Origin of the sequence: Thermoanaerobacterium xylanolyticum LX-11 (assembly GCF_000189775.2) — a bacterium.
GTDB classification, from domain to species: Bacteria; Bacillota; Thermoanaerobacteria; order Thermoanaerobacterales; family Thermoanaerobacteraceae; genus Thermoanaerobacterium; species Thermoanaerobacterium thermosulfurigenes.
On record NC_015555.1, the window covers coordinates 1,055,594 to 1,078,107 of the forward strand.

Here is a 22,514-nt window from a genome sequence, read left to right on the forward strand (position 1 = left end):
CTTTTTATCCATTTATCGTTTACTTTCATGGAATAATCGATGAATTTTATTTCTATTTGTCTTATACTCCTTATAGAATCAAAAATATAAGGAGGTCTTAATTTATGAGTGCTATTGTATTAGTTATTGCTGCTGCATGTATATTTGCATTAGCATACCGTTTTTACGGCGCATTTATAGCATCAAAAGTTTTAGTTTTGGATGAAACGAAAAAGACCCCTGCTTATGAGTTGGAAAATGGTTACGACTATGTACCTACAAATAAATGGGTACTTTTTGGACATCATTTTGCAGCAATTGCAGGGGCAGGTCCATTGGTAGGTCCGGTTCTTGCTGCACAATTTGGTTACTTGCCTGGTGCACTTTGGATATTGATAGGTGCAGTTTTGGCAGGTGCAGTGCATGACATGGTCATCTTGTTTGCATCTGTACGTCATGAAGGTAAATCCCTGGCAGAGATTGCAAGAGCAGAAGTAGGGAAATTTTCGGGCTTCGCTGCTACAATGGCTGTAATATTTATCTTGCTTATTACCGTTGCAGGTCTTGCAATCGTTGTCGTGAATTCTCTCTTCAATAGCTCATGGGGTACATTTACTGTAGGTGCTACGATACCTATCGCATTATTTATGGCTATCTACATGAGATGGATAAGACCAAACAAAGTATCTGAAGCAACCATAATCGGTGTGGCGCTAATGATTATATCAGTTGTATCTGGCCCTGCAATTCAGCATTCAGCATTGGCACCATATCTTACATTTAATCAACATCAGATGACGATTATCATAGCTGTCTATGGACTTGTGGCTGCAGTTTTGCCAGTATGGCTGCTTTTGACACCAAGGGATTATTTAAGCACTTATATGAAGATCGGCGTTATAACATTGTTAGCTGTTGGAGTTATATTTGTAAATCCATTGATAAGAATGCCTTTGACCACAAAATTCATCCATGGCGGTGGCCCTATAATACCCGGTAAAGTATGGCCGTATGTATTTATAACTATTGCATGTGGAGCACTCTCTGGATTCCATTCTCTTATAGCTACAGGTACAACGCCTAAGATGATTAAAAGTGAAAAAGACATTTTGCCTATAGGATATGGCGCGATGCTTGTAGAAGGATTTGTATCTATAATGGCGCTTATTGCTGCTACAAGTTTGCATCCTGGTGACTATTTTGCCATAAATGTACCGCCACAGATCTTTGCACATCTTGGAATGAATACTGTTGATCTTTCAGCGCTTTCAAAAGCTGTTAGAGAGACTTTGGCAGGAAGGACTGGTGGTGCAGTTACTTTAGGCGTAGGTATGTCTTACATTTTCTCATCGATACCAGGTTTTAAAGAATTGATGTCATATTTGTATCATTTCTCAATACTTTTTGAAGCCTTGTTTATACTGACGACAGTCGATGCAGGCACAAGAATTGGAAGGTACGTTTTGCAAGAAGCTGGTGGATATATCTACAAGCCATTAAAAAATAAGAATTGGTGGCCAGGTATCATAATCACAAGCGTTGTATTTACATCTGCGTGGGGCTATTTGGTGTACAATGGCAGTATATCTACAATATGGCCTTTATTTGGTACATCGAATCAGCTTTTGGCATCAATTGCATTAGCAATCGGGACGACGATGCTTTTAAAGAGAGGGAAGGCAAAGTATGTTGCCATAACAGCAGTGCCTTTTGCATTCATGATAGTTACGACAGTTACGGCGGCATATCTAAATATTGTGACAAACTACCTGCCATCAGGCAATACGGTTTTAATAGTTTTCTCAATAATAATTTTGCTATTAGCTGTAGCTATCAGCATCGACTGTGTGGTAAAGTGGATTAAGATATACAGGGAAATGCATTTGCAAAATGTAGCTGCAAATTTAGAAACATCTAATTAAAAGCGATAAAAAGGACAGGTGAAAGCCTGTCCTTATGTATTAATATTCTTCTTTTCTTACACCAAATTCGGCGGATTCAACCCATTCATAAGAGTGATTCAACAATGTTATTATGTCTTCGATTATACTATAGTGCTCTTCTTCCTGCTTTATAAGGTATTTGAAGATTTCACTTTCTTTTACATCGTTGGTGTCATTTAAAAACTTTTTATAGAGATCTATGCTTTCTTTTTCTTTATCTAAAATTAGCCTGTATCCTTCAATCTGTCCCTGTATATCTTTAATGTTATTTTTAAAATCTTTTGCGTTGAAAAATATATTTTTAGCCCTTTCTAAATTCCTATCATCTTTTAATTCAAATGTAATTTCGTTCATTTTGTTTTTTAGTATTTCTGCATGTGTCATTTCATCTTTTGCCATCTCTTTAAATACATTGTAAAGTTCATTGTCTTTATTCAATTCAGCTTGATTATTGTAGTACTGTGCACCATCCAGTTCCATTTTGATTGCATACTCTAAAGGATTCATATAATCATCTCCGTTATCAACAAATAATAATTTTCTTCTAATAATATTATAACATTATTTGCTAATTAATTAAAGAGGGAAATGAAAATATTTCTTTATAAATTCTTTATAATTTGATTTTATAATACAAACATCGAACAAAATGATGAAAGAAAGGTGGTATATTATGGAATATATACTTGAAACGAGAAATTTAAAAAAGTCTTATGGTAAACACTTAGTTGTAGATGACATTTCATTAAAAGTTCCTAAAGGATCTATATACGGACTTCTTGGACCTAATGGTGCTGGTAAATCTACTACATTAAAGATGTTAACTGGTTTACTTCATCCAACATCAGGTGAAATATTTGTATTTGGAGAGAGGTGGCGAAGAGAGCATCTTGATAAAATTGGTGCACTTATTGAGTCGCCTGCTCTATATGGGAATTTGACGGCGTATGAGAATCTTTTGGTTCACGCAAGATTAATTGGAATTGCTGATGAGAGGATTAAAGAAGTTCTAGAAATTGTAGGCTTAAATGATGCAGGCAAAAAACTCGTATCACAATTTTCTACAGGCATGAAACAGAGATTAGGTATTGCCATTGCTTTATTAGGAAATCCTGATTTGTTAATACTTGATGAACCATCCAATGGTTTAGATCCTATAGGTATACAGAATCTTCGAGAATTAATAAAGTCTTTTCAGAAAATGGGGATTACAGTAATATTGTCAAGTCATATATTAACAGAAGTTTCAAAGCTTGTTGATACAATAGGTATTATAAGTAATGGCAAGCTTAAATATCAAGGAACAATAGACGAAAAGCAAGACATTGAACAGTTATTTTTTAATGTAGTGAGAGGTGAAAAAAATGATTAATATCTTGAAATCGGAAAATTTAAAGTACAGAAGGACATTTATGAGAAAACTTATTATGTTTGCGCCGCTGTTTTTTGTGCTGTATGCACTGCCACAGAAGATATTTATGCCTGCAAATTATCTTATGCCATGGCAACTTCTTATTGATTTGGTTTACAATTGGTGGCCGGTAATTTTTATACCGATTGGCTTGGCGCTTTATGCATCGCTGGTAGCTTTGCATGAGAAAAAATCTGGCGGATATCGAAGTATAAAAAGTCGCAATGTTCCTCTACACAAAATATGGATAGGTAAAATATTGATAATGGCTTTCTATACATTTTTGTCAACATTAGTTTTGATTATTGTTATTATTATAACAGGAACAATAACGGCAGGCAGAAATATTCCTTGGAGTAAAATAATTGCAGGAGGATTTTTTACATGGGTTACTTCGCTTGCTCTTATTCCTTTGGAACTATGGCTGGCAACTTTGAAGGGAACATTTTATAGCATTGCATTAGGGTTTGTAGGACTTATTATCGGTGTGATTGGAGCTTCTAAATCATATTGGATCTATATTCCATGGAGCTGGCCAATAAGGCTTATGTGTCCAATAATAGGTGTTCACCCTAACGGTACATTGTTACAGATTAATGACTCTTTAAGAGATCCATCGGTGATACCGATAGGCATTATTGTATCAGTTTTAGCGTTTTTGATATTCTCAATTCTTACTATGATTTGGTTTCGAAGGAGAGATTTAAATTGATGAAAATATTGCATTCTGAAATAATAAAGACGAAACGTACGCCGTTAAGATATATTACATTTTTGCTTCCAGTATTGTTTTCATCTGCATTTCTATGGTACTCATCAGTAAGATCTTTATCTGCTTTTTATATACATCAAGCCTTTTTTGAAATCTGGACGGCAATGGTTGTTCCTATTATGGCTGGCTTATTATTTGGTTTGGCTGCAAATCAGGAGGAGAACGCTGGAGGTTTCATAAACTTATTTTGTAATAATTTTGAAAGGAGCAAATTATACATTGGCAAATTCTTAGTCATAGCATTATCAATGCAGATGAGTATGATGATTTCAATATTTATTTTTGGAATTGGTTTTGAAATATTACGTGGGAATTTTCCGTGGGTCATCTATATAGCGTCTTTTATTTTAGAATCAATCGGTGCGTTATCATTATTGTCTATGTATATGTGGATTAGTTTTGCATGGGGATTGGGAGCATCAATTGGAGTCGGAGGCTTTGGTATGTTAGTTGCTGCGCTTATGTCTACGAACTTAGGCAATAGTATATGGACTTATATACCATGGGCGTGGCCTGTAAGGTTATCAGAGATTCCTGGTGCATATCTTCTTTTTTCATCAAGCATGACATATCCATCTAAAATAATATCGTCGGGAGAATTGATTAATCAAATCGCCAGTGGGTTCATCTTTGCTATATTGTTTTTTATATTTATGATTGTTGGTGGTATAATATGGTTTAAGAGATGGGAAGGCAGGAAAATGTATGAGTAAAATATTAATTATTGACGATGAGAAAGAGATAGCTGATTTGTTAAAAGATTCGCTTGAAAGAAAGGGCAATACTGTTCTGACTGCTTATAATGGAAAGGAAGGAATTGAAAAAGCTAAAGAAATGCCGGATCTTATAGTGCTTGATATAATGATGCCTGATATTGATGGGTATGAAGTTTGCCGCAAGATAAGGGATACTGTAATTTGTCCCATCGTATTTTTAAGTGCAAAGCAAAGCGAAATGGACAGGATAAAGGGATTTGCCTTAGGTGGTGATGATTATGTTGTAAAACCATTTAGTTTAAAGGAATTGTTAGCAAGGATAGATGCACACTTGCGAAGGGAAAAGCGAGCAATTTTATTAAATGAGGAGAAAAAAAGGGCTTTATTGAATTTTAAAAACATTACGATAGATTTAAAGTCGCGTGAAGTGATGGTGAAGGGGAATCCTATTGGGCTTACAAAAAAAGAATTTGATGTTTTAGAGCTTTTGTCGCTTCATCCCGGTCAAGTATTTTCAAAAGAACAGATCTATGAAAAAGTATGGGGTTTTGATGCAGAAGGCGATACTACTACAGTTACAGAGCATATTAAAAATATAAGAGCAAAAATTGGGGGCTTTGATCCTGACACAGAATATATTAAGACAGTGTGGGGAATAGGCTATAAATGGGAGAAGGTTTTATGATATTTAAAAATAAACCGCTAAAGACACAGTTTATTATATCTTTTGTTTCTATATTGATATTAAGCATATTGGCTACTATAGTGACGTATTATATAGGATATCTGTTGTTTTTAAATATTCAGTATAAAAAGGTTTATCCAGCGAATCATTATGAGAATATGATTCCTTCAATCGAAAGCAAGATTCGAGGGTATGGGGCAGATATATTAAATATTAATAATAAAAGTAAGATTGACAAAATCGTACCCAAAGAGGGTATTAAGTATCAGGTGATGAATCAAAATGGCGATAAAATATATGGCACTGATAATCAGAAGCTGATTAGGAATAGAGATGAGCTGTATAAAATTATAAATACGACATCTGGTGTAAAAGGTAGCTATTATAAAATCATACCGATAATAAATAAGCAAGGTACGATAGAAGGTGCTGTTTCACTGTCTTATACATTAACGCCTTATTTTATCAATAAGTTGGACAAATTTTTATACGAGCCATTGTTTATAATAATAGTATTTTCGCCGTTTATTTACATCGCTTTATTTACAATACTTTTTTCTATGGAATTTACTAAAAATATAAGAAAGCCTTTAAATTTGATTATTGAGGCATCAAGAAAAATAAAAGAAAGAGATCTCAATTTTGACATTGACTATAAAGCGGATAATGAACTTGGTAGTCTCTGTGTGGCATTTAATGATATGAAAGATGAATTGAAAAATTCTCTTACTGCTCAGTGGAAAATTGAACAGGAAAGGCATGAAATGGTAGAGTCCCTTGCACATGACTTGAAAACACCTATTTCAATAATCAGAGGATACGCTGAATCATTGCTTGATGATTGTATAGATGACAAGTTAATATTTAAAAAGTATTTAGATGTGATTGTTGAGAATGCTGATAAATGTATAAAGATTGTGAAGACGATGCTTTTTATGTCTGAATTAGATGATTCATCAGCCAATCTGAATTTTAGTCAAATAAATATAAAAGATTTTTTAACACGTAAAATAGATGAATATAAACAAATTTCAAAAGACAAAAATTTAAATTTCGATTTGGATATTTTAGACCATAGGCATGATAAGGCAATGGTATATATTGATGTTCAAAAGTTTGAGAGGGTAATGGATAACATTGTCATTAACAGTATAAGATATACTCCTAAATTAGGAATGATAAAAATAAGATGTAATATCGATGAAGATAAAATTTATATAACAGTTTGTGATTCAGGAAATGGATTCAGCAAGAAAGACTTAACACATGTCTTTGAAAGGTTTTACAGGGGAGATATATCAAGGTCATCAGAAGATGGACACGTTGGTCTGGGACTTTACATTGCAAAGAAGTTGGTAGAGATTCATGGAGGGAAAATAGAAGCTCATAATAGAGAGTGCGGGGGTGCTTGTATTAAGTTTGATTTAAAGTATAAGAAAAATGTGTAAAACCTTAATGAAATCTTGACATAGGGTATATAATAAAAATGATGTTGTAAATTTTACATAAGAAGGTGTAGAGATTGAATAGAGGTTATATCTACCTTATCATAACTGTGCTTTTTTTCAGCACTTATGAGGTTGTAGGAAGAACACTGACAGGCATTGTAAATCCACTTCAGATAAATTTCATCAGGTTTTTTATAGGCGGATTCATATTGCTTCCTGTTGCCATAAAAAATATTAAAAGCAAAAATTTACATATCGCATTTAAAGATTTTTGGTTATTAGTGTTAATAGGGCTTACTAATGTGGTGTTTAGTATGTCATTTTTGCAGATAGGGATAAACATGACATCCGCCAGTCTTTCTGCTGTCATATTTAGCTCAAATCCTCTTTTTGTAATGATTGCAGCTTCATTTCTATTAAATGAAAAATTAGATTCTGCCAAAATTTATGGTTTGATACTTGGTGTAATAGGTTTAGTTATAGTATTTTACAAACAATTGATTTCAGGCGGAAACCATATTACTGGAATTGTATTTCTCATTCTATCTTCAATCATGTATGGTGTATACACTGTATTAGGTAAGAAATTCACTGTTAAGTACGATAGCGTTGTGATGAATTCATTCTCATTCATAATAGGAAGTTTGCTTCTTATACCTTTGCTTTTGTACAACAAATATCCTATTTTTAGTTTACCGCTAAGGGCTATTCCGCAGATGCTGTATTTAACTGTATTTGTTACAGGCATTGCATATTACACTTATTTCTTAGGTTTATCCAGTGTAAATACTGGCATAGGATCTATGGTTTTCTTTGTAAAGCCAATATTAGCCAGCATAATTGCAGCAATATTTTTATCGGAGAAGATCACAATCCAGCTTGTAATCGGCACAATCGTAATACTTATAGGTATATTGATTGTGCAGAAAGACAATATAGCTTTATTTAGCAATAAAAATGCAGATGAAGAGATGTATTAAGGGCCTCAATGTGATTTAGAGGCCCTTAGGTTTTATACATCCAAATTTTCTACCTTTTTCTTGAAGACGAATTTAAGTATGATGTAATATATTATACCGATTCCAATCCATGATGCTCCAAGAATTTTTGCATGGTTGTTTAAGTTTATCCATACGTAGAAGATCACTAAAAAACCTAAAACTGGTGATACAATGTGTTTCCATATATTTAATGATTTATTTTTAATAAAATGAACTATTACTGTTATATGAAGGACTAAGAATGATGTCAAAGCTCCGAAGTTTATTACTGATGTAAGATCAGCTATTCTATTGCTGTAAATTATAACGAGAATAGCCGAAAGAACAGCTATAGATATAGTTGCAATGTATGGGGTCTTGTATTTTGGATGAACTTTTGACAAGAATGAAGGTAAGTTTTTATCCCTTGCCATACTAAAAAGCACTCTTGACACTGCTGCTTGAGCCGCCAATGAATTCGCAATGCCCCAAGCAAAAGCAGTAGCTAATGAAGTAGTTAACATAAGCCATGTACCACCGGCTCTTTTTGCTACATCGTAAAAAGCTGTGTTAAGGTCACTAAAAGATTTATAGTCAGGCCATATCATTGAAGCGACCCAAGTTTGAAGTATAAATAGTATTCCTGCGAACAAAAGTGCTAATACAGTTGCTCTACCGACTGTTTTTTTACCTCCTACTGTTTCTTCTGCAAGCGTGCTTATTCCATCGAAACCTAAAAAACTTAGAACTGCTATAGAAACTGCACTCATGACTAAACTTAAGCTAAAGTTTTGTGGATCGTAGAAAGCTTTAAATGAAAATTGTGCTCCTCCTATGCCTTTAGATATAGCTACAATACCTACTACTACAAATAATGCCAAAACGATTAATTCAAGTATCAGGACTATTCTGTTGAATTTTGCTGTAAATTCGATACCTAATATATTAATGATTGTATTAATGATTATGAAAGCCAATGCCCATGCCACAATTGGAATTGCTGGAAATATACTGCTTAATGCTGCAGCACTTACTACATACAATAGAGCAGGTACAAGAAGATAATCGAGAAGTATAGCCCATCCTGTAAAGAAACCGATGATTTTGTTTAAACCATTTGTTGCATAAGAATAGACAGAACCTGCTATTGGAAAGGCTTCAGACATTGATGCATAGCTGAATGCAGTGAATATCATACCGATAATGCCTATTAGGTAAGCAAGTGCTACCATTCCCTTTGATATGTCAGCAACAAAGCCATAAATACCAAAAGGAGCAATTGGAACCATAAATATGAGTCCATAAATGATAAGATCCCAGACAGATAAAGCTCTTTTTAATTCTTGCTTGTAACCGAATTTTTCAAGAGTACTGTCATTTTTGTTATCCATAGAATATTACCCCCTGATTAAAATTCTATCCCATACGTCTCCAAAACCCAGTTTGGCATTGAGAATCGTGCTGTCTTCAGTGGATCAACAACTTGAGATATTTGGACATTGCCAGATATACTGAAAAGAGTTGATATTTCTTCTATTGATAGGTCAGTATTTTTTTGAAAAAGTTCTGCCATGTCTTTTACTGCTGTTTCTATGGCTTTTGATATTGATTCGTTCGATGCGATTGTAGCTGTTACTTCATTTGTCTTTACAAGTGGATTATTGAGCTTTAAGTTTTTTAATACTCTAAACTCAACTGTAACGGTGCCGCTTACTTCTACACCTGATACGCCTATCTCTCCATCTCCCATTACAGCATGCAAATCTCCTAATGCGAAAAGTGCACCGTCGACAAAAACAGGCAAATAAAGCTTAGAGCCCTCTCCTATAAGTGTTGTATCCATGTTCCCTCCATGAGGACCAGGTGTGCCGCAGTTTATTTCGCCTTCCTTTGGTGCAACTCCAATTACCCCTATCATTGGCTTTACAGGAAATGAGAGCTTTTCGTTGAAGATGACTTTGCCATCATTTATTTCAACTACTTTTGAATATAAATCATTCATCTTATCGCCTAAAACTCCTAAATCCTTTCCTGTCGCAACGACACCTTTATTTTCAATGTCGATTTTTTTGATTATCACTTCTAATACGTCATTTTCTTTCGCACCATTGATGTAGATTGGACCTGTTGCGGGATTTACTTTATCCCAATCCATTGTTTCTAACTTGTCATCATTTGTTTTGATTTGGCATGAAAAACAATCTAAAGTTTCTATCTTCACCTCCTCTCCATCGTTTACATTAAGTACAGGATCGTTGTGCTTTGAAAAACCAAAAATGCACTTCTCATTTGTCAATTCATGCATATTCCAGCATCTCCTTTTTATGTAAATTATGTTTAAGCTCATTATAACCCCAAATAAGATGTTATTCAATAAGAATATATTTTAATGATTAAAAGATTTTTGTAATTCCTAAAATGAATGTGCCAAGCTATTTAAAAATATAATTAATATGCTATAATGTTTTTAACGATTATAATGGAATATATAGGAGTGGAGGGGAATGTATGGTAGACAAAAGGGATAAGTACATTTTTTTACTAAAAGCGATTTTGTGGACTTATATTATAATGTGCATAATCATAGCCGGATTAAATTATGGATATGCAAGTAAAGCCCCTAAAAATGTAGCTGATGCTATAAATTGGGTTTGGCAATTTTATGAGAACTGGATTAAGACCATATTTATTATTGCAGGTAGTTTTCTTACTATAAACATAATAGGCAAGTCGAAAAGGACAAAAATGAGAAAAGCGAACCTTATTGGTTTAATCATTGCAGCACTTATTGTACATATTATAATGCCACTGTTTTTTCACAATGGTGATGTATATTTCTTTGCTATGCCTCTTCCATGGACGACAGTGCCATTGCAGCTTTTATACCATAATTCTTCGTTTTATAAAAGTTATTTTCCTATATGGGGTGTTGCAGGCATTTCAAGTGTATTAATATTTTACGTATTGGTTAGCATAATCGTTTTTATAGGAACTTTTTTATACGGTAGAAGATGGCAATGCTCTACAATCTGTCTTTTTAATGGATTTGCTTCAGAAGTTTTTGATCCTGTCTTTCCTCTTTTGGGAAAGAAAAAGCATCTAAATCAAAAGGGAATAAAAATATTTGCATTATTAAGATGGTTATTCTTTGCTATATCGCTATTTTTAACTATTTGGTGGATATTATTCTTATCTGGAGTGTTTTTAGGTGGCAATTATGATGCGATAAGTAAGATAGAATCGTATAAGTATCTTGCTGGCGAACTTCTTATGGCTATGTTTTTTTGGATTGCATTAACAGGCAGAGGATATTGCTATTATTGCCCATTGGGAACAGTTTTGGGATTGATAAGTAAAATTGCTGGGCAAAAAATCACTACAAATAATTCAAAATGTATTCAATGTGGACAATGCAATGAATCATGTCCTATGAGTATAGACATAAAAAGTGCAGCATATTACGGTAAAGATGTTACTGATATAAGGTGTGTAGGGTGCGGACATTGTGTTGATGCATGTCCTACAAAAACATTATCTTATACAACGAAAGTTTTAAGTATCTTAAAAAAGAGAGATAAGAAATCATCAATCATGCAAATTTGACAATTATTAGTTGGCAGGCTAAACTAAATCTAAAATATAAATTTGATAAAGGCTTGAATATAGGCATAAGATTTTTCTTGATTATTAATATGTGACTATTGTAAAATAAATATATAAAGCTTTATTTAATAATTTTGGGGGAAATTTTATGCCTTCTTATGAATATTCTTTTTCTGAAATGACAGTCAAATCAAAAAGTTTAACCAATAAAAAGGTATTATTGTATCTAAATGATATATTAAAAAATGAAATATACAACAAGTTATCTGAAATAGTATTAGATACTTTCCCTTTAGAAGGAGAAATTTTAGAATTCATTATTAAACTAAAACTTCGCACATAAATAATTACTCTGTTCCTTGAAAACTTAATGCTTTGCCAGAAAAAAGTAATAGTAATTTACACAATTATGCACACTTCGGAAGTCTTTCCTTAAGTTCTTTGGGAATCGCAGCCATAAAAGCATCAAGTAATTGGTCCAGCTGTTCTGAAGATAACGATAGTTTATCTGTTATTGTATCTATGAATACTTGCATAAGTAGATGAAAAGCCTGAATCAGCGTAATATCGGACATTTCATCCTGTATGTAGTAAAATATCTCTCCCATTGTTCGTAAATCTGATGATCGACGGTTCTCTAGTGCAAGCATCATGTATCTGGTAAATACGATTGCTGTATGTGCTGTCATCGCATCGTAAGATAATGAATTGCATTCCTTGCTGAGCTTCAAGTATGATTTACACACTTTGAAAAAGACTTCTATATCCCAGCGCTTCCCGTATATACGAATGATTTCGTCCTCGTTAAGGTTCATATCCGTGGTAATAAGTGCCAGATAGTCTTTTCGATTATTCCTGTTTCTGACAAATACAATTCGAGCAGGAATAGATTTTCCGTCTTTTTCAATGGAAACTTCCACGGATAACAGGTATCTAGACCTGCCTCTTCTTTTTCTGTTCTGCTTGTATATTTCTGTTAACGGCTGCATTATTCCATTATATAGGTAATGCATCTTTGATGTTTTCTTTGCCATTGCAATAACATCATAGCCTATTTCTTTAATAGCAATCAAAGAAGAGGGAGAACAGAACCAAGTGTCAAACAATACATAAGATGCTGGAATCATTGCTTTTTTAGCGGTCTTTATTAATTCCAGAGCTACGGCTGTTGCTTTAGTTTGGGATAGATTCCTTCTTAAATACCCGGCGGAACGCTTGTCCACAGGTATAGCTTCATTGATACGATTCTTTTGATTCTCAGTAGATAAAAGACATCCATTGACTGGGATAAAAGTATTTCCATCTGACCATCCGAGTGTAAGTAGGCGAAAGCCATATTTGTATGTTTTCTTAGCATGGTCATATACTTTTGCTAGTAGTTCTACTTTTTTAGAGCTAGAGCGTTCGAATAAAGAGTCATCAACAATAAGAACATTTACGCGTTTGTCACTTGTTAACCCAGTAATTGTCTCATTTATAATCTGTGCACTAAGCCAAGTGGTAAACCGAATCCAATTAATATGAATAGAGTTTAAGAATCTGTAAACCGTGTCTTTCTTAAAACCAACCTGATTTGTACCCATTAGCATATTCATATACATAGATCTATTGGTAAAGATCATACAGAATAAGTACTCGAAAATAGAAATAACGGGAATACCCTTGCTTTTGTAAGCATTCGATAACCTTAAAGCAGCCGAAATTCTATATTTTTTGAAGAAACTTTTAATCGAAGTAGAAACCTTATTATCAATTTGGTAATTTTGTGTTATACTATTCATAGCATGAGCCTCCAATTGGTTTATTTTTTGATAATTCAATTATACCAAAAATGGAGGTCTCATGCTATTTTATAGCCAAATAATATTGAATTATCAAGGTACAGAGCTACTTTTATAAGTGCGAAGTTTGAGTTATTAAAGATAATCCCGATTTAATTATTTTGGAAAATTCATTAAACATCAATGCATTAAATTTATTAAGGCTTTTATCTGAAAATGGAATAACAAGTAAAATTCCTATTTTTATAATTGATGATAAAAGTAGTTTGAAAATAGAATATTTAAAATTGGGTGCGTTTGATTGTATAGAAAAGCCATTTAATGTGGATGAGTTAGTATTGAAAATAAAAAATATGATAAACATAGCCGACAATTGCAGCGATAAAAAGCTTCAAGGTGAAAAAAAGAATAATATTTTATTTGTAGATGATGAAAAGATAATTTTGTCAATATTGACGTCGCGGTATAAGAGCAAAGGATATAATGTTTATTCAACTGATGATGGCGTTAAAGCGCTTGAAATCATAAATAATAACAAAATTGATTTAGTTGTTACTGACTATTATATGAAAACTATGAATGGAGATGAATTGACAAAATCTATAAAGAAAAGTCACAAAGAAATAAAAATAATACTGTTGACATCTCAAGATAGTGAAGATTTTGTGAAAAAAGCTTTCGAAATTGGAGCTGATGACTATGTATCAAAACCTTTTTCACCTATGGAGCTAGACAGCAGAATAAAAAAATTATTGTCAGAATAGTGGTGATTAAATGGAATCAATAGCCATAATTTCAATAGCTGTATTTTCGGGTATTATACTTGCTTTATATGCGTATTTAATATTTGAAAAGATATATGTATTGATAAATAATATGCTTAAGCAAAGGTATATGAATGAGATCTCTAAATTTCTTGATGAATTAGTATATCTTCTTGATGAGAAGTATGTTGGTGAAACTGATATAGAGAAATTAAGAGTTCTAATGAGAAATAAAATCAAGAGAAACTTAGTAGAAGAGAGAATGGCATACTATTTTGAAAATTTTAAGGGTATTGTTGCTGAAAGATTGACAGCATTATGCGAAAAGATTGGGCTTATAGATTATGAGATAAGCAATCTAAATAAAAGAAATATATTCAAAGTTTCTTTGGTATGTAGATATTTAGGTGATTATAGGAGTAAAAAGGCTGTGAAGCCATTATTAAATTTAGTTACCACACATTCTACTGATCTATTATATAATGTTCTTTTGGCACTTGCTAAAATAGGCGATGAAAAATCTTTTGTAGAAGCGTTTAAAAGTCTTTCAAATACAATTTTATTAAGTGAGAGAAGTATTATAGAAATTGTTGATAATTTTGAGGGCGATAAACTATATGTCTATAGATCTTTAATGTATCTTGATGATGATTTCATTGCTTCTATTTTTATAAAATCAGCTGGAAATTACAAGGATACTTCTTTAGCAGACGATATAGCTAAATTTCTAAAAAGCAAAAACAAAGAAAAGAGAATAGCGGCTCTTAAGGCTTTGGGTAGTATGGGTGATAATAGGTTTACTTATAAAATCATAGAGCTTTTAAAAGATGAAGAGTGGGAAGTAAGAGCAGTCGCAGCTAAAGTATTGGGTCAAATACAGGATGAGAGGTCACTTGCACCTCTTGTAGAAGCATTGTCTGATAAACAATGGTACGTAAGGTATAATGCTGCACATTCATTGATAAATATAAATGGCGGTTTAGAGGCCATCAAAACGGTATTTCAAAAAGATGATAATTTTGCAAAGGATATAGTCGTTTCTGTTTTGGAAACAGATTATGGATACGATAAGCTTCTGCAATATGAATCGGTATTTTACACAGGTCCTAAACTTTCTGACTTAATTACAGAATATGTTAAAAGCAAGATGGAGGTGATGGCTTGAGCATATCTTTATTAAAATCGATTATTTTAGGATTTAATAAAACACTTATTTATTATGTTTTCGCAATTAACTTTATATATTTTTTTCAGCTAATTTTAGCTGCAATTAATTTAAATAGATACATAAAGAAAATAAGATATTCTGATTATAGGAGATTTATATCTTCTTCAAATATGATACCAATATCTATATTAGTTCCAGCTTATAATGAGGAAGAAACAATAGTAGAGAATATAAAATCGCTTTTATCGTTGCACTACCCAATTTTTGAGGTAGTAGTAATAAATGATGGTTCGAAAGATAATACATTAAAAAAGGTGATTGAAGCATTTGAATTAAAAGAGGTAGATCAACCAATTAGATATCGTATCAAAACCAATAAAATACTAAAAGTCTATAGAAACATTGATATACCTAATCTCATATTAGTAGATAAAGAGAATGGTGGAAAAGCTGATGCACTAAATGCTGGTATAAATGTATCTAATTATCCAGTAATAACATCTATCGATGCAGACTCAATTTTAGAAAGTGATTCACTTGTAAGAATAATAATGCCTTTTGTTGAGGATAAAAGAACAATTGCTGTTGGTGGCATAGTCAGAATAGCAAATGGTAGCACTATAATAAGAGATAAAATCATAAACATCGATTTACCAAGAAATAGAATAGCAAATTTTCAGATAGTAGAGTATTTGAGGGCTTTTTTATTGGGGCGAGCTGGTTGGGATTTGATAAATTGCCTTCTTATCGTATCTGGTGCGTTTGGGGCTTGTAGGAAAGATGCTGTTATAGAAGTTGGTGGCTATGATAAAGATACAATCGGTGAGGACATGGAGCTTATAGTAAAACTTCACGAACATTTTGTAGAGAAAAGACAAGAATACAGAATAAAGTTTATTCCAGATCCTGTATGTTGGACACAGGCACCAGAAAGTATAAAAGATCTAAGGAGTCAGAGAAGAAGATGGCAGATAGGTCTTATAGATAGCCTTTTTAAACACAAAAAAATGCTATTAAATCCAAAGTATAAGCAAATTGGTTTAATAGCAGTTCCTTACTTTTGGTTATTTGAAATGATAGGACCTGTTGTTGAAATACTAGGGTATATTTTTATTCCGATTACGTACATATTAGGTATTCTAAACATAAAATATTTTATTTTGTATTTTGCAGCGGCTATTCTTTATGGAGTGCTTTTATCATTAGGTGCTATATTGTTAGAAGAATATACATTTAATAATTATCCTAAGTTGGTTCAACTTTTAAAACTAAGTATATACGGTGTATTAGAAAATTTTGGATACAGGCAGATGACAACTCTATTTAGGATAGAAGGTATTGTTAAATTTAAAAAATTAAAAAGCAGTTGGGGAAAAATCAAGAGACATAGTTTTGAAACTAAGAAAGCTTAAGCCATAACTTGATTTCTTTTTTTCTTTGCTTCGTATAATTTTTGGTCGGTTTTTTCAATAACATCTAAATAATTTTCATAATTGCCTTCAAATGTATATACCCCAAAGCTGGAAGTGATTTTAATTTCCTTGTCTTTATATATTATAGTGCTGCTTTCAATGCTTTTTCTTATTCTTTCAGCTATTTCGTAAGCCTCATTTTTATCTGTATTTTTCAAACAAATTAAAAATTCTTCTCCACCATACCTAGCTGCCCAATCATCTTTTCTAATATTGCTTTGAATTATGGAGGCAAAAAATTTGAGCGTTTCGTCACCTGCAATATGACCATATGTATCATTTACTTTTTTAAAGAAGTCTATATCTGCCATTATTATGGAGACTGGCATGGTATTTAAAGAAGCTCTAAGGATATCAACAGGTAATCTTTCATCTACGAATCGTCTATTATATAGTCCAGTGAGACCATCTTTTACCACTAATTCATTTAATTCATTTACTTTATCATATATATTTTGACTTGTCAGATTTTTAATATCTTCAATCAAACCTGCATCTGTAGAATCTTTTAAAAGTTCGACTACAATTTTACCTGAGTCTGTGTAAAATGGTGTCGATGTTACTAAATATAATTTTTCTCCAGTATATTCAACTTTTACAAAAGTTTTATCTTCAATAATTGTTCTTATTGATATACAATTACTACATATTTTACCTTGATTCCAAAAATCATAGCAATAATCTTTTTCATCAATGATTTCCTTGCTATTTAGAAAAGAGTAGTAAACTTTCTTTTTTAAAGGATCTACTATTCTTATACCATCGAATATATTTACTAAAAATGATACATTTTTTATAATATCATCTATTGATAGATAAGTACTATTCATAAAAAATTCCTGCCTCCCATAATTATTAATTCTATTTTACCATAATTTATATATATATAAAAGAACAATGTATAGATTATCAAGAAAATTTGACGATAGAGTGCTTAGTGTAAAATTTTTTTAGGTGAAAAAGCAGGAAAATAGCGATGAAATGTAGAAATAAGACCTCACCATCCTCCCAAGAGGATGAGTTAGAAAATAAATAGGAAGGTGAGGTCTTATGAAAATAATTCAACATACACTTCAAAAATTCCTGCTTGTTGTAGAAAAAATTATTGGATTACTTGATGGAAAATATACCTATTTGGAATTTGAAGAAGAACTTAAAAAAATTCTAAATGAATTAGGAAAAGAGATTTGTGCAGATGTACTTCATGAACTTGATCAAAGCATATATAAAGATAAATACAAAAGGAAAAACTGGGTGGTAGTCCAAAAAGATTGTGAAAGGACAATAACAACTGCATTTGGAGATATCACATACAAAAGACGGTACTATAAAAACAAAGAAACAGGAGAGAAGGCATATCTCGTAGATAAAGCTGCTGGCATCCAAAAATATGAAAGAATAGATGCTGAGCTTAAAGCTGATATAACGGATCTTTCTACAATACTCTCATATCAAAAAACCACTCAGGAACTTAAAAGAAATGGAGCTAACTGCAATGTAAGCCGGCAAACAGTAATGAACACATTAAGAAAAATAGACAACCTTCAAACATATGAAAAGCCAAAGACTAAAAAAGAAATAGAAACTTTATACATAGAAGCTGATGAAGATCATATACATCTTCAAAACGGCAAACCAGACATTGTAAAATTAATATACGTACATGAAGGAAAACAAACAATAACAAAAGGCAGAAATGAACTAAAAAATGCCGTATACTTTTCCGGTGTATACGAAGGAGATAAAGTAGAAGAGTTATGGAAAGAAGTATGGGAGTACATTGCAAGCACATATAACGAAGACAAAATAAAACGCATATACGTATCTGGAGATGGAGCGGAATGGATAAAATTCGGAGTAAAATATCTGCCTAACGCCGTATACGTATTAGACCTATTTCATCTACAAAAATACATAACAGCTGCAATAAAAGAAGATAAAAAAACAAAGAGAGAATTATGGAAAGCCATATTTAAAGCAGATAAACAAAAAGTCAATGAGCTTTTAACACAAAAATACAAAGAACTAGAATTAAACGGAACAGAAAATCCCGTAACGAAGTGCCAAACATATATAAATAACAATTGGGATGGAATAAATTCATACAGCCTTTACAAAAAAGAAATAACAGGATGCAGTGCAGAAAGTCATGTAAGTCATGTACTTTCAGAGAGACTATCAAGCAGACCAATTTCATGGAGCAAGGTTGGAGCTCACAAAATGGCAAAATTAAGAGCAATAAAAGCAAGCGGCATATCGCTGAAAGGTGTCGTATTAAAACAGCAATATGAAAGCTTAAAGCCAATAGAAATACCAAAGCAAACAGTGTATAAAGCGAAACAACAACTAAAGAAAATAAAATCAACTTATGAAAACATAATAAGCTTGCCAATATTGCAAAATAAAAAAACATTAACAAGTCAGGCTATAAAATCATTACTATTGAGAAATGCCATTTAAAAGTATGCATATATATTGAAGATTGTAGTTTTAGTTATTATTATGGGGAGCTTATTTGGGTTACCTATCACATGTAAAATTCATGAATAAATAGCATTGATATACATGATGGCTTCTTTGAAGAGCGTGAGAATCTGAGAATGAGTGAGATATTAAAAGAAAATCAAAGATTATAGAGTGAGTGGCGATTTTATGCTATCAAGAAGTTAAGAGACTTCAACACTAAAAACTTTTCTTAAAATCCAGCTATCAATACTCATCCTTAGAGTGATAGTGAGGTCTTTTTTTCAAAAAAACCTAAAAATACTTGACACGATCATAGAGTGAAATATCCTGTACAAGTCAAACAATTTGTGTTAAAATTAAATAAAAGTTAATATTTAGTCTGGGGAGCTGGGGTGATAGCCCGGCTGAGAGTTAGCAGCTATTTCTGCTATGACCCATAACCTGATCTGGATAATGCCGGCGTAGGGAGTACATTGGGATTTAAGTGTGCTTATCCAGCACACTTTTTTGTTTCGTATTTCCTTAAGGCATACAAAAAAGGAGGAATCGATGTGAGAAAGTTACTTACAATTGCAGGCTCTGACAGCATTGGTGGAGCTGGCATAGAGGCAGATTTAAAGACGTTTTGCGCACTTGGAGTATACGGCATGTGCGTCATAACGGCAGTTACTGCGCAGAATACAGTAGGAGTTTTTGACGTGAGGGAGATGGATGCAGATATCATCAAAAAGCAGATTGACTGTGTATTTGAGGATACAGAAGTTGATGCTGTGAAAATAGGCATGGTGTCAAGTGGAGAAATCATTGACGCTATTGCATCATCACTTAAAATATGGAATCCAAAAAACGTCGTGTTAGACCCTGTCATGATATCAAAAAGCGGATATTACCTTCTAAAAGAAGACGCCATAGATGCATTGAAGACAAAACTTTTGCCTATGGCAGATATCATTACTCCAAATATACCGGAGGCATGTGAACTTACGGGAATGAATATTGAGGGAATTGAAGACATGAAAGAGGCTGCTAAAAAAATCATCGATATGGGTGTAAAAGCTGTCGTTGTAAAAGGTGGTCATTCTGTAGAAAATGCTACTGATGTATTTTACGATGGAAGTGAATTTTTACTTTTGCCGCAGGAGAGGATCGACACCAAAAATACACATGGGACAGGATGTACGTATTCATCTGCAATAGCTTCGTACCTTGGTAGAGGATTTAGCTTGAAAGATGCAGTAATAAACGCAAAAAGTTACATAACAGAGGCTATTAAAAATTCTCTTGAGATAGGTAAAGGTGTAGGACCTGTAGGACATTTAGTAGATCTTTATAAGAAAGCAGGTATTGACTATGAAGATTAAAAATTCGACGCTTTTTTTGATATGGGCAGGTGCGGCCATATCCATTGCAGAGGTTTTTACTGGTTCATACTTTGCACCATTAGGCTTAACTAAAGGAATTTTAAGCATATTGTTAGGTCATATAATTGGTACTCTGTTTTTTGCTTTAGGAGGGCTTATGTCCTTTAGAGTTAAGAAGCCTGCAATAGAGTCCACGAAAGGTGTATTGGGCGAGAGAGGCATGGTATTTATAGGGCTTTTAAATGTGCTTCAATTGGTTGGCTGGACGGCTGTAATGATAATACAGTCTGCAAAGGCTTTCAACGGTGCCATAGGCATGTCTACTGCTATTGGAATTTTTGTCGTTGGCATATCTGTTTTATTGTGGACATTATTCTTTGACAATGAAGCTTATTGGATAAACGATATTGCTGTTGTACTTTTATTTATATTGACTATATTTGTTGTATTGTATTTAAAAGGCGGGAAAATAGCGTCAGTAACGGGAGACATGAGTTTCAGCGGTGCTGTTGAGCTTGCCGTTGCTATGCCTGTATCATGGCTTCCGCTGGTAGGGGATTACACTATAAATGCTAAAGATGGGAAGTCCAGCTTTATATATACATTTGCAGGATATTTCATAGCAAGCTGCTTCATGTATTTTATAGGACTTTATGTGGCTTTAAAAACAGGCGGAAAGGATATAATCTCGTATTTTGCGTCAATAAAAACGGGAATTGTACCGCTTCTCATTATACTTTTGTCGACGGTTACTACGACTTTTATGGATGTGTATTCTGCTGCTATTTCAACCCTTTCTATTGTCAAAGCAAAATTAAGCAGAAAAAGTCTGCTTATTATATATTCCATTGTGGGGCTTATTGCCGCATATTTGTTCCCAATGGATAATTACCAAAACTTTTTATACGCCATAGGAAGTGTATTTATTCCAGCATATACGGTTGTATTTGAAGATTTCTTTTTGATGAAAAGCAAAAGCCATAGCTTCTTAAATGTGCCTGCCACGATTTCTTTTGCGGTGGGTACGATATTCTACAATTATCTTACATATTTTGGCACAAATCTATCAAAATGGTTTATAACGCCCACAATAGGTACGATTATTTTAACTGCTGTAATCTATCCAATTATGAAATCTTTAAATAAGAGAGAGGAGAAAATTTATGGTTGAAGAAGCAATAAAGGTTTTAGAAAGATTAAAAGAAGAAGTGCCGCTTGTCCACGCTATAACAAACTACGTCGTAATAAACGATAATGCCAATGCACTACTAAGTATAGGGGCATCTCCTGCAATGGTTATGTCACCGGACGAAGCGTACGATTTTACAGCAATTTCAAATGCTTTGTACGTAAATATAGGTACTATCAATAATGAAACTAAAGAGACAATAATCAATTCTGTAATATCAGCAAAAGACCACAAAAAACCAGTCGTCTTAGACCCTGTAGGATGTGCTGCTATAAAAAGCAGGGTTGACTTTGTAAATATGCTTTTGAAAATAGGTGATATAAGCATTATAAAGGGGAATGGCGGTGAAATAAAGGCTTTATCAGGTGAAAGTGCAAATGTCAGAGGTGTAGATTCTTTAGATGACAGCGGAAATGTTGACTCATGTGTAAAACTTGCAAAGTTAACAAATACGGTTGTTGTTGCAACAGGTAAAGAAGACTATATAAGCGACGGCAAAAGAGTAGTAAAAGTTAAAAATGGTACCTATTTATTTACAAAGATAACAGGTGCGGGCTGTACTTTAGGTGCAATAATGGCGGCTACGTCTGCATGCAGCCATGACAAAGTGATATCGTCATTGGCTGCCCTTCTTATTATGAATATAGCTGGAGAATTGGCGGAAAAAGAGTGCAATTTGCCTGGGACATTTAGGGCAAAATTTATAGACAATCTGTACCTTATAAACTCCGACATTATAAGGAAATACGCTGATATTGAAGTATTGGAGGCGTAAG

Annotated in this window: 21 protein-coding genes and 1 riboswitch; of the genes, 16 read left to right on the top strand and 5 right to left on the bottom strand. The window is 33.1% G+C overall.

Features of this window, described 5'->3' with window-relative positions:
• Positions 1 to 104: 104 nt before the first annotated feature.
• On the top strand, positions 105 to 1,901 hold the full coding sequence (locus THEXY_RS05085; RefSeq protein ID WP_013787762.1) for a carbon starvation CstA family protein: 1,797 nt from the start codon (positions 105 to 107) through the stop codon (positions 1,899 to 1,901).
• Positions 1,902 to 1,940: 39 nt separating this feature from the next.
• Here THEXY_RS05085 and THEXY_RS05090 read toward each other — a convergent pair whose 3' ends face one another.
• Entirely contained in the window at positions 1,941 to 2,429 is a 489-nt protein-coding gene (locus tag THEXY_RS05090; RefSeq protein ID WP_013787763.1) for a ferritin-like domain-containing protein, read from the bottom strand.
• Between the two features lie 166 nt (positions 2,430 to 2,595).
• Between THEXY_RS05090 and THEXY_RS05095 the strand changes: the two genes are divergently transcribed.
• The 6 genes from THEXY_RS05095 to THEXY_RS05120 all read left to right on the top strand — a co-directional run bounded on the left by THEXY_RS05095 (position 2,596) and on the right by THEXY_RS05120 (position 7,934).
• Positions 2,596 to 3,294, top strand: a complete 699-nt coding sequence (locus tag THEXY_RS05095; protein WP_013787764.1) for a lantibiotic protection ABC transporter ATP-binding protein — start codon at positions 2,596 to 2,598, stop codon at positions 3,292 to 3,294.
• Positions 3,287 to 4,045 (top strand): lantibiotic immunity ABC transporter MutE/EpiE family permease subunit, encoded by a 759-nt coding sequence (locus THEXY_RS05100; RefSeq protein ID WP_013787765.1) that lies wholly within the window; start codon positions 3,287 to 3,289, stop codon positions 4,043 to 4,045. The genes THEXY_RS05095 and THEXY_RS05100 overlap by 8 nt, the downstream gene beginning before the upstream one ends.
• Positions 4,045 to 4,818 carry a lantibiotic immunity ABC transporter MutG family permease subunit gene (locus THEXY_RS05105; protein WP_013787766.1) on the top strand — a complete coding sequence of 258 codons (774 nt, stop codon included), beginning with the start codon at positions 4,045 to 4,047 and terminating at the stop codon, positions 4,816 to 4,818. The genes THEXY_RS05100 and THEXY_RS05105 overlap by 1 nt, the downstream gene beginning before the upstream one ends.
• On the top strand, positions 4,811 to 5,506 hold the full coding sequence (locus tag THEXY_RS05110) for a response regulator transcription factor (protein ID WP_013787767.1): 696 nt from the start codon (positions 4,811 to 4,813) through the stop codon (positions 5,504 to 5,506). The genes THEXY_RS05105 and THEXY_RS05110 overlap by 8 nt, the downstream gene beginning before the upstream one ends.
• Entirely contained in the window at positions 5,503 to 6,954 is a 1,452-nt protein-coding gene (locus THEXY_RS05115) for a HAMP domain-containing sensor histidine kinase (protein ID WP_013787768.1), read from the top strand. The genes THEXY_RS05110 and THEXY_RS05115 overlap by 4 nt, the downstream gene beginning before the upstream one ends.
• Before the next feature lie 74 nt (positions 6,955 to 7,028).
• Complete coding sequence (locus THEXY_RS05120) at positions 7,029 to 7,934, top strand: DMT family transporter (RefSeq protein ID WP_013787769.1); 906 nt, start codon at positions 7,029 to 7,031, stop codon at positions 7,932 to 7,934.
• Between the two features lie 32 nt (positions 7,935 to 7,966).
• On the opposite strand, the gene THEXY_RS05125 is transcribed toward THEXY_RS05120, so the two are convergent.
• Both THEXY_RS05125 and THEXY_RS05130 read right to left on the bottom strand, forming a co-directional pair.
• A complete protein-coding gene (locus tag THEXY_RS05125) occupies positions 7,967 to 9,325 on the bottom strand; it encodes an APC family permease (protein WP_013787770.1) in 1,359 nt (452 codons plus the stop codon).
• A 17-nt stretch (positions 9,326 to 9,342) separates the two neighbouring features.
• Complete coding sequence (locus tag THEXY_RS05130) at positions 9,343 to 10,239, bottom strand: acetamidase/formamidase family protein (protein ID WP_013787771.1); 897 nt, start codon at positions 10,237 to 10,239, stop codon at positions 9,343 to 9,345.
• Positions 10,240 to 10,442: 203 nt separating this feature from the next.
• Between THEXY_RS05130 and THEXY_RS05135 the strand changes: the two genes are divergently transcribed.
• Together THEXY_RS05135 and THEXY_RS05140 are read left to right on the top strand one after the other, a co-directional pair.
• Entirely contained in the window at positions 10,443 to 11,537 is a 1,095-nt protein-coding gene (locus THEXY_RS05135) for a 4Fe-4S binding protein (RefSeq protein ID WP_013787772.1), read from the top strand.
• Between the two features lie 148 nt (positions 11,538 to 11,685).
• Complete coding sequence (locus THEXY_RS05140) at positions 11,686 to 11,880, top strand: hypothetical protein (RefSeq protein ID WP_013787773.1); 195 nt, start codon at positions 11,686 to 11,688, stop codon at positions 11,878 to 11,880.
• 64 nt (positions 11,881 to 11,944) lie between these two features.
• Here the strand turns inward: THEXY_RS05140 and THEXY_RS05145 are convergent, their stop codons facing one another.
• Positions 11,945 to 13,318 carry an IS4 family transposase gene (locus tag THEXY_RS05145; protein ID WP_013787204.1) on the bottom strand — a complete coding sequence of 458 codons (1,374 nt, stop codon included), beginning with the start codon at positions 13,316 to 13,318 and terminating at the stop codon, positions 11,945 to 11,947.
• A 161-nt stretch (positions 13,319 to 13,479) separates the two neighbouring features.
• Here THEXY_RS05145 and THEXY_RS12210 point away from each other — a divergent pair, with 161 nt between their 5' ends.
• From THEXY_RS12210 to THEXY_RS05160, 3 genes are read left to right on the top strand one after another with little or no spacing between them, the layout of a single operon-like run.
• Positions 13,480 to 14,082, top strand: a complete 603-nt coding sequence (locus THEXY_RS12210) for a response regulator (RefSeq protein ID WP_049781445.1) — start codon at positions 13,480 to 13,482, stop codon at positions 14,080 to 14,082.
• A 10-nt stretch (positions 14,083 to 14,092) separates the two neighbouring features.
• Complete coding sequence (locus tag THEXY_RS05155) at positions 14,093 to 15,247, top strand: HEAT repeat domain-containing protein (RefSeq protein ID WP_013787775.1); 1,155 nt, start codon at positions 14,093 to 14,095, stop codon at positions 15,245 to 15,247.
• Positions 15,244 to 16,662, top strand: a complete 1,419-nt coding sequence (locus THEXY_RS05160) for a glycosyltransferase family 2 protein (RefSeq protein ID WP_013787776.1) — start codon at positions 15,244 to 15,246, stop codon at positions 16,660 to 16,662. The genes THEXY_RS05155 and THEXY_RS05160 overlap by 4 nt, the downstream gene beginning before the upstream one ends.
• On the opposite strand, the gene THEXY_RS05165 is transcribed toward THEXY_RS05160, so the two are convergent.
• Positions 16,659 to 17,552 (bottom strand): GGDEF domain-containing protein, encoded by an 894-nt coding sequence (locus THEXY_RS05165; RefSeq protein WP_013787777.1) that lies wholly within the window; start codon positions 17,550 to 17,552, stop codon positions 16,659 to 16,661. The two genes, THEXY_RS05160 and THEXY_RS05165, sit on opposite strands and share 4 nt — an antisense overlap.
• A gap of 220 nt (positions 17,553 to 17,772) precedes the next feature.
• On the opposite strand from THEXY_RS05165, the gene THEXY_RS05170 reads away from it, so the two are divergent.
• The 4 genes from THEXY_RS05170 (at position 17,773) to thiM (ending at position 22,513) form a co-directional block, all read left to right on the top strand.
• A complete protein-coding gene (locus THEXY_RS05170) occupies positions 17,773 to 19,182 on the top strand; it encodes an ISLre2-like element ISTxy1 family transposase (protein ID WP_013787446.1) in 1,410 nt (469 codons plus the stop codon).
• Positions 19,183 to 19,558: 376 nt separating this feature from the next.
• Positions 19,559 to 19,673: riboswitch (TPP riboswitch) on the top strand.
• Between the two features lie 66 nt (positions 19,674 to 19,739).
• Positions 19,740 to 20,549 carry a bifunctional hydroxymethylpyrimidine kinase/phosphomethylpyrimidine kinase gene (gene thiD, locus THEXY_RS05175; protein ID WP_013787778.1) on the top strand — a complete coding sequence of 270 codons (810 nt, stop codon included), beginning with the start codon at positions 19,740 to 19,742 and terminating at the stop codon, positions 20,547 to 20,549.
• Positions 20,539 to 21,720 carry a putative hydroxymethylpyrimidine transporter CytX gene (gene cytX / locus THEXY_RS05180; protein WP_013787779.1) on the top strand — a complete coding sequence of 394 codons (1,182 nt, stop codon included), beginning with the start codon at positions 20,539 to 20,541 and terminating at the stop codon, positions 21,718 to 21,720. Before thiD ends, cytX begins: the two co-directional genes overlap by 11 nt.
• The gene (gene thiM / locus THEXY_RS05185) at positions 21,713 to 22,513 is read left to right on the top strand and encodes a hydroxyethylthiazole kinase (protein WP_013787780.1); all 801 of its coding nucleotides are present in this window, start codon (positions 21,713 to 21,715) and stop codon (positions 22,511 to 22,513) included. Before cytX ends, thiM begins: the two co-directional genes overlap by 8 nt.
• Position 22,514: the final 1 nt, after the last annotated feature.

What these genes read in the sequence shown, in the direction of transcription:
- THEXY_RS05085 (WP_013787762.1), top strand. Translation starts at nt 105, where the DNA reads ATGAGTGCTATTGTATTAGTTATTGCTGCTGCATGTATATTTGCATTA.
- THEXY_RS05090 (WP_013787763.1), bottom strand. Translation starts at nt 2,429, where the DNA reads ATGAATCCTTTAGAGTATGCAATCAAAATGGAACTGGATGGTGCACAG.
- THEXY_RS05095 (WP_013787764.1), top strand. Translation starts at nt 2,596, where the DNA reads ATGGAATATATACTTGAAACGAGAAATTTAAAAAAGTCTTATGGTAAA.
- THEXY_RS05100 (WP_013787765.1), top strand. Translation starts at nt 3,287, where the DNA reads ATGATTAATATCTTGAAATCGGAAAATTTAAAGTACAGAAGGACATTT.
- THEXY_RS05105 (WP_013787766.1), top strand. Translation starts at nt 4,045, where the DNA reads ATGAAAATATTGCATTCTGAAATAATAAAGACGAAACGTACGCCGTTA.
- THEXY_RS05110 (WP_013787767.1), top strand. Translation starts at nt 4,811, where the DNA reads ATGAGTAAAATATTAATTATTGACGATGAGAAAGAGATAGCTGATTTG.
- THEXY_RS05115 (WP_013787768.1), top strand. Translation starts at nt 5,503, where the DNA reads ATGATATTTAAAAATAAACCGCTAAAGACACAGTTTATTATATCTTTT.
- THEXY_RS05125 (WP_013787770.1), bottom strand. Translation starts at nt 9,325, where the DNA reads ATGGATAACAAAAATGACAGTACTCTTGAAAAATTCGGTTACAAGCAA.
- THEXY_RS05130 (WP_013787771.1), bottom strand. Translation starts at nt 10,239, where the DNA reads ATGCATGAATTGACAAATGAGAAGTGCATTTTTGGTTTTTCAAAGCAC.
- THEXY_RS05135 (WP_013787772.1), top strand. Translation starts at nt 10,443, where the DNA reads ATGGTAGACAAAAGGGATAAGTACATTTTTTTACTAAAAGCGATTTTG.
- THEXY_RS05140 (WP_013787773.1), top strand. Translation starts at nt 11,686, where the DNA reads ATGCCTTCTTATGAATATTCTTTTTCTGAAATGACAGTCAAATCAAAA.
- THEXY_RS05145 (WP_013787204.1), bottom strand. Translation starts at nt 13,318, where the DNA reads ATGAATAGTATAACACAAAATTACCAAATTGATAATAAGGTTTCTACT.
- THEXY_RS05155 (WP_013787775.1), top strand. Translation starts at nt 14,093, where the DNA reads ATGGAATCAATAGCCATAATTTCAATAGCTGTATTTTCGGGTATTATA.
- THEXY_RS05165 (WP_013787777.1), bottom strand. Translation starts at nt 17,552, where the DNA reads ATGAATAGTACTTATCTATCAATAGATGATATTATAAAAAATGTATCA.
- THEXY_RS05170 (WP_013787446.1), top strand. Translation starts at nt 17,773, where the DNA reads ATGAAAATAATTCAACATACACTTCAAAAATTCCTGCTTGTTGTAGAA.
- cytX (WP_013787779.1), top strand. Translation starts at nt 20,539, where the DNA reads ATGAAGATTAAAAATTCGACGCTTTTTTTGATATGGGCAGGTGCGGCC.
- thiM (WP_013787780.1), top strand. Translation starts at nt 21,713, where the DNA reads ATGGTTGAAGAAGCAATAAAGGTTTTAGAAAGATTAAAAGAAGAAGTG.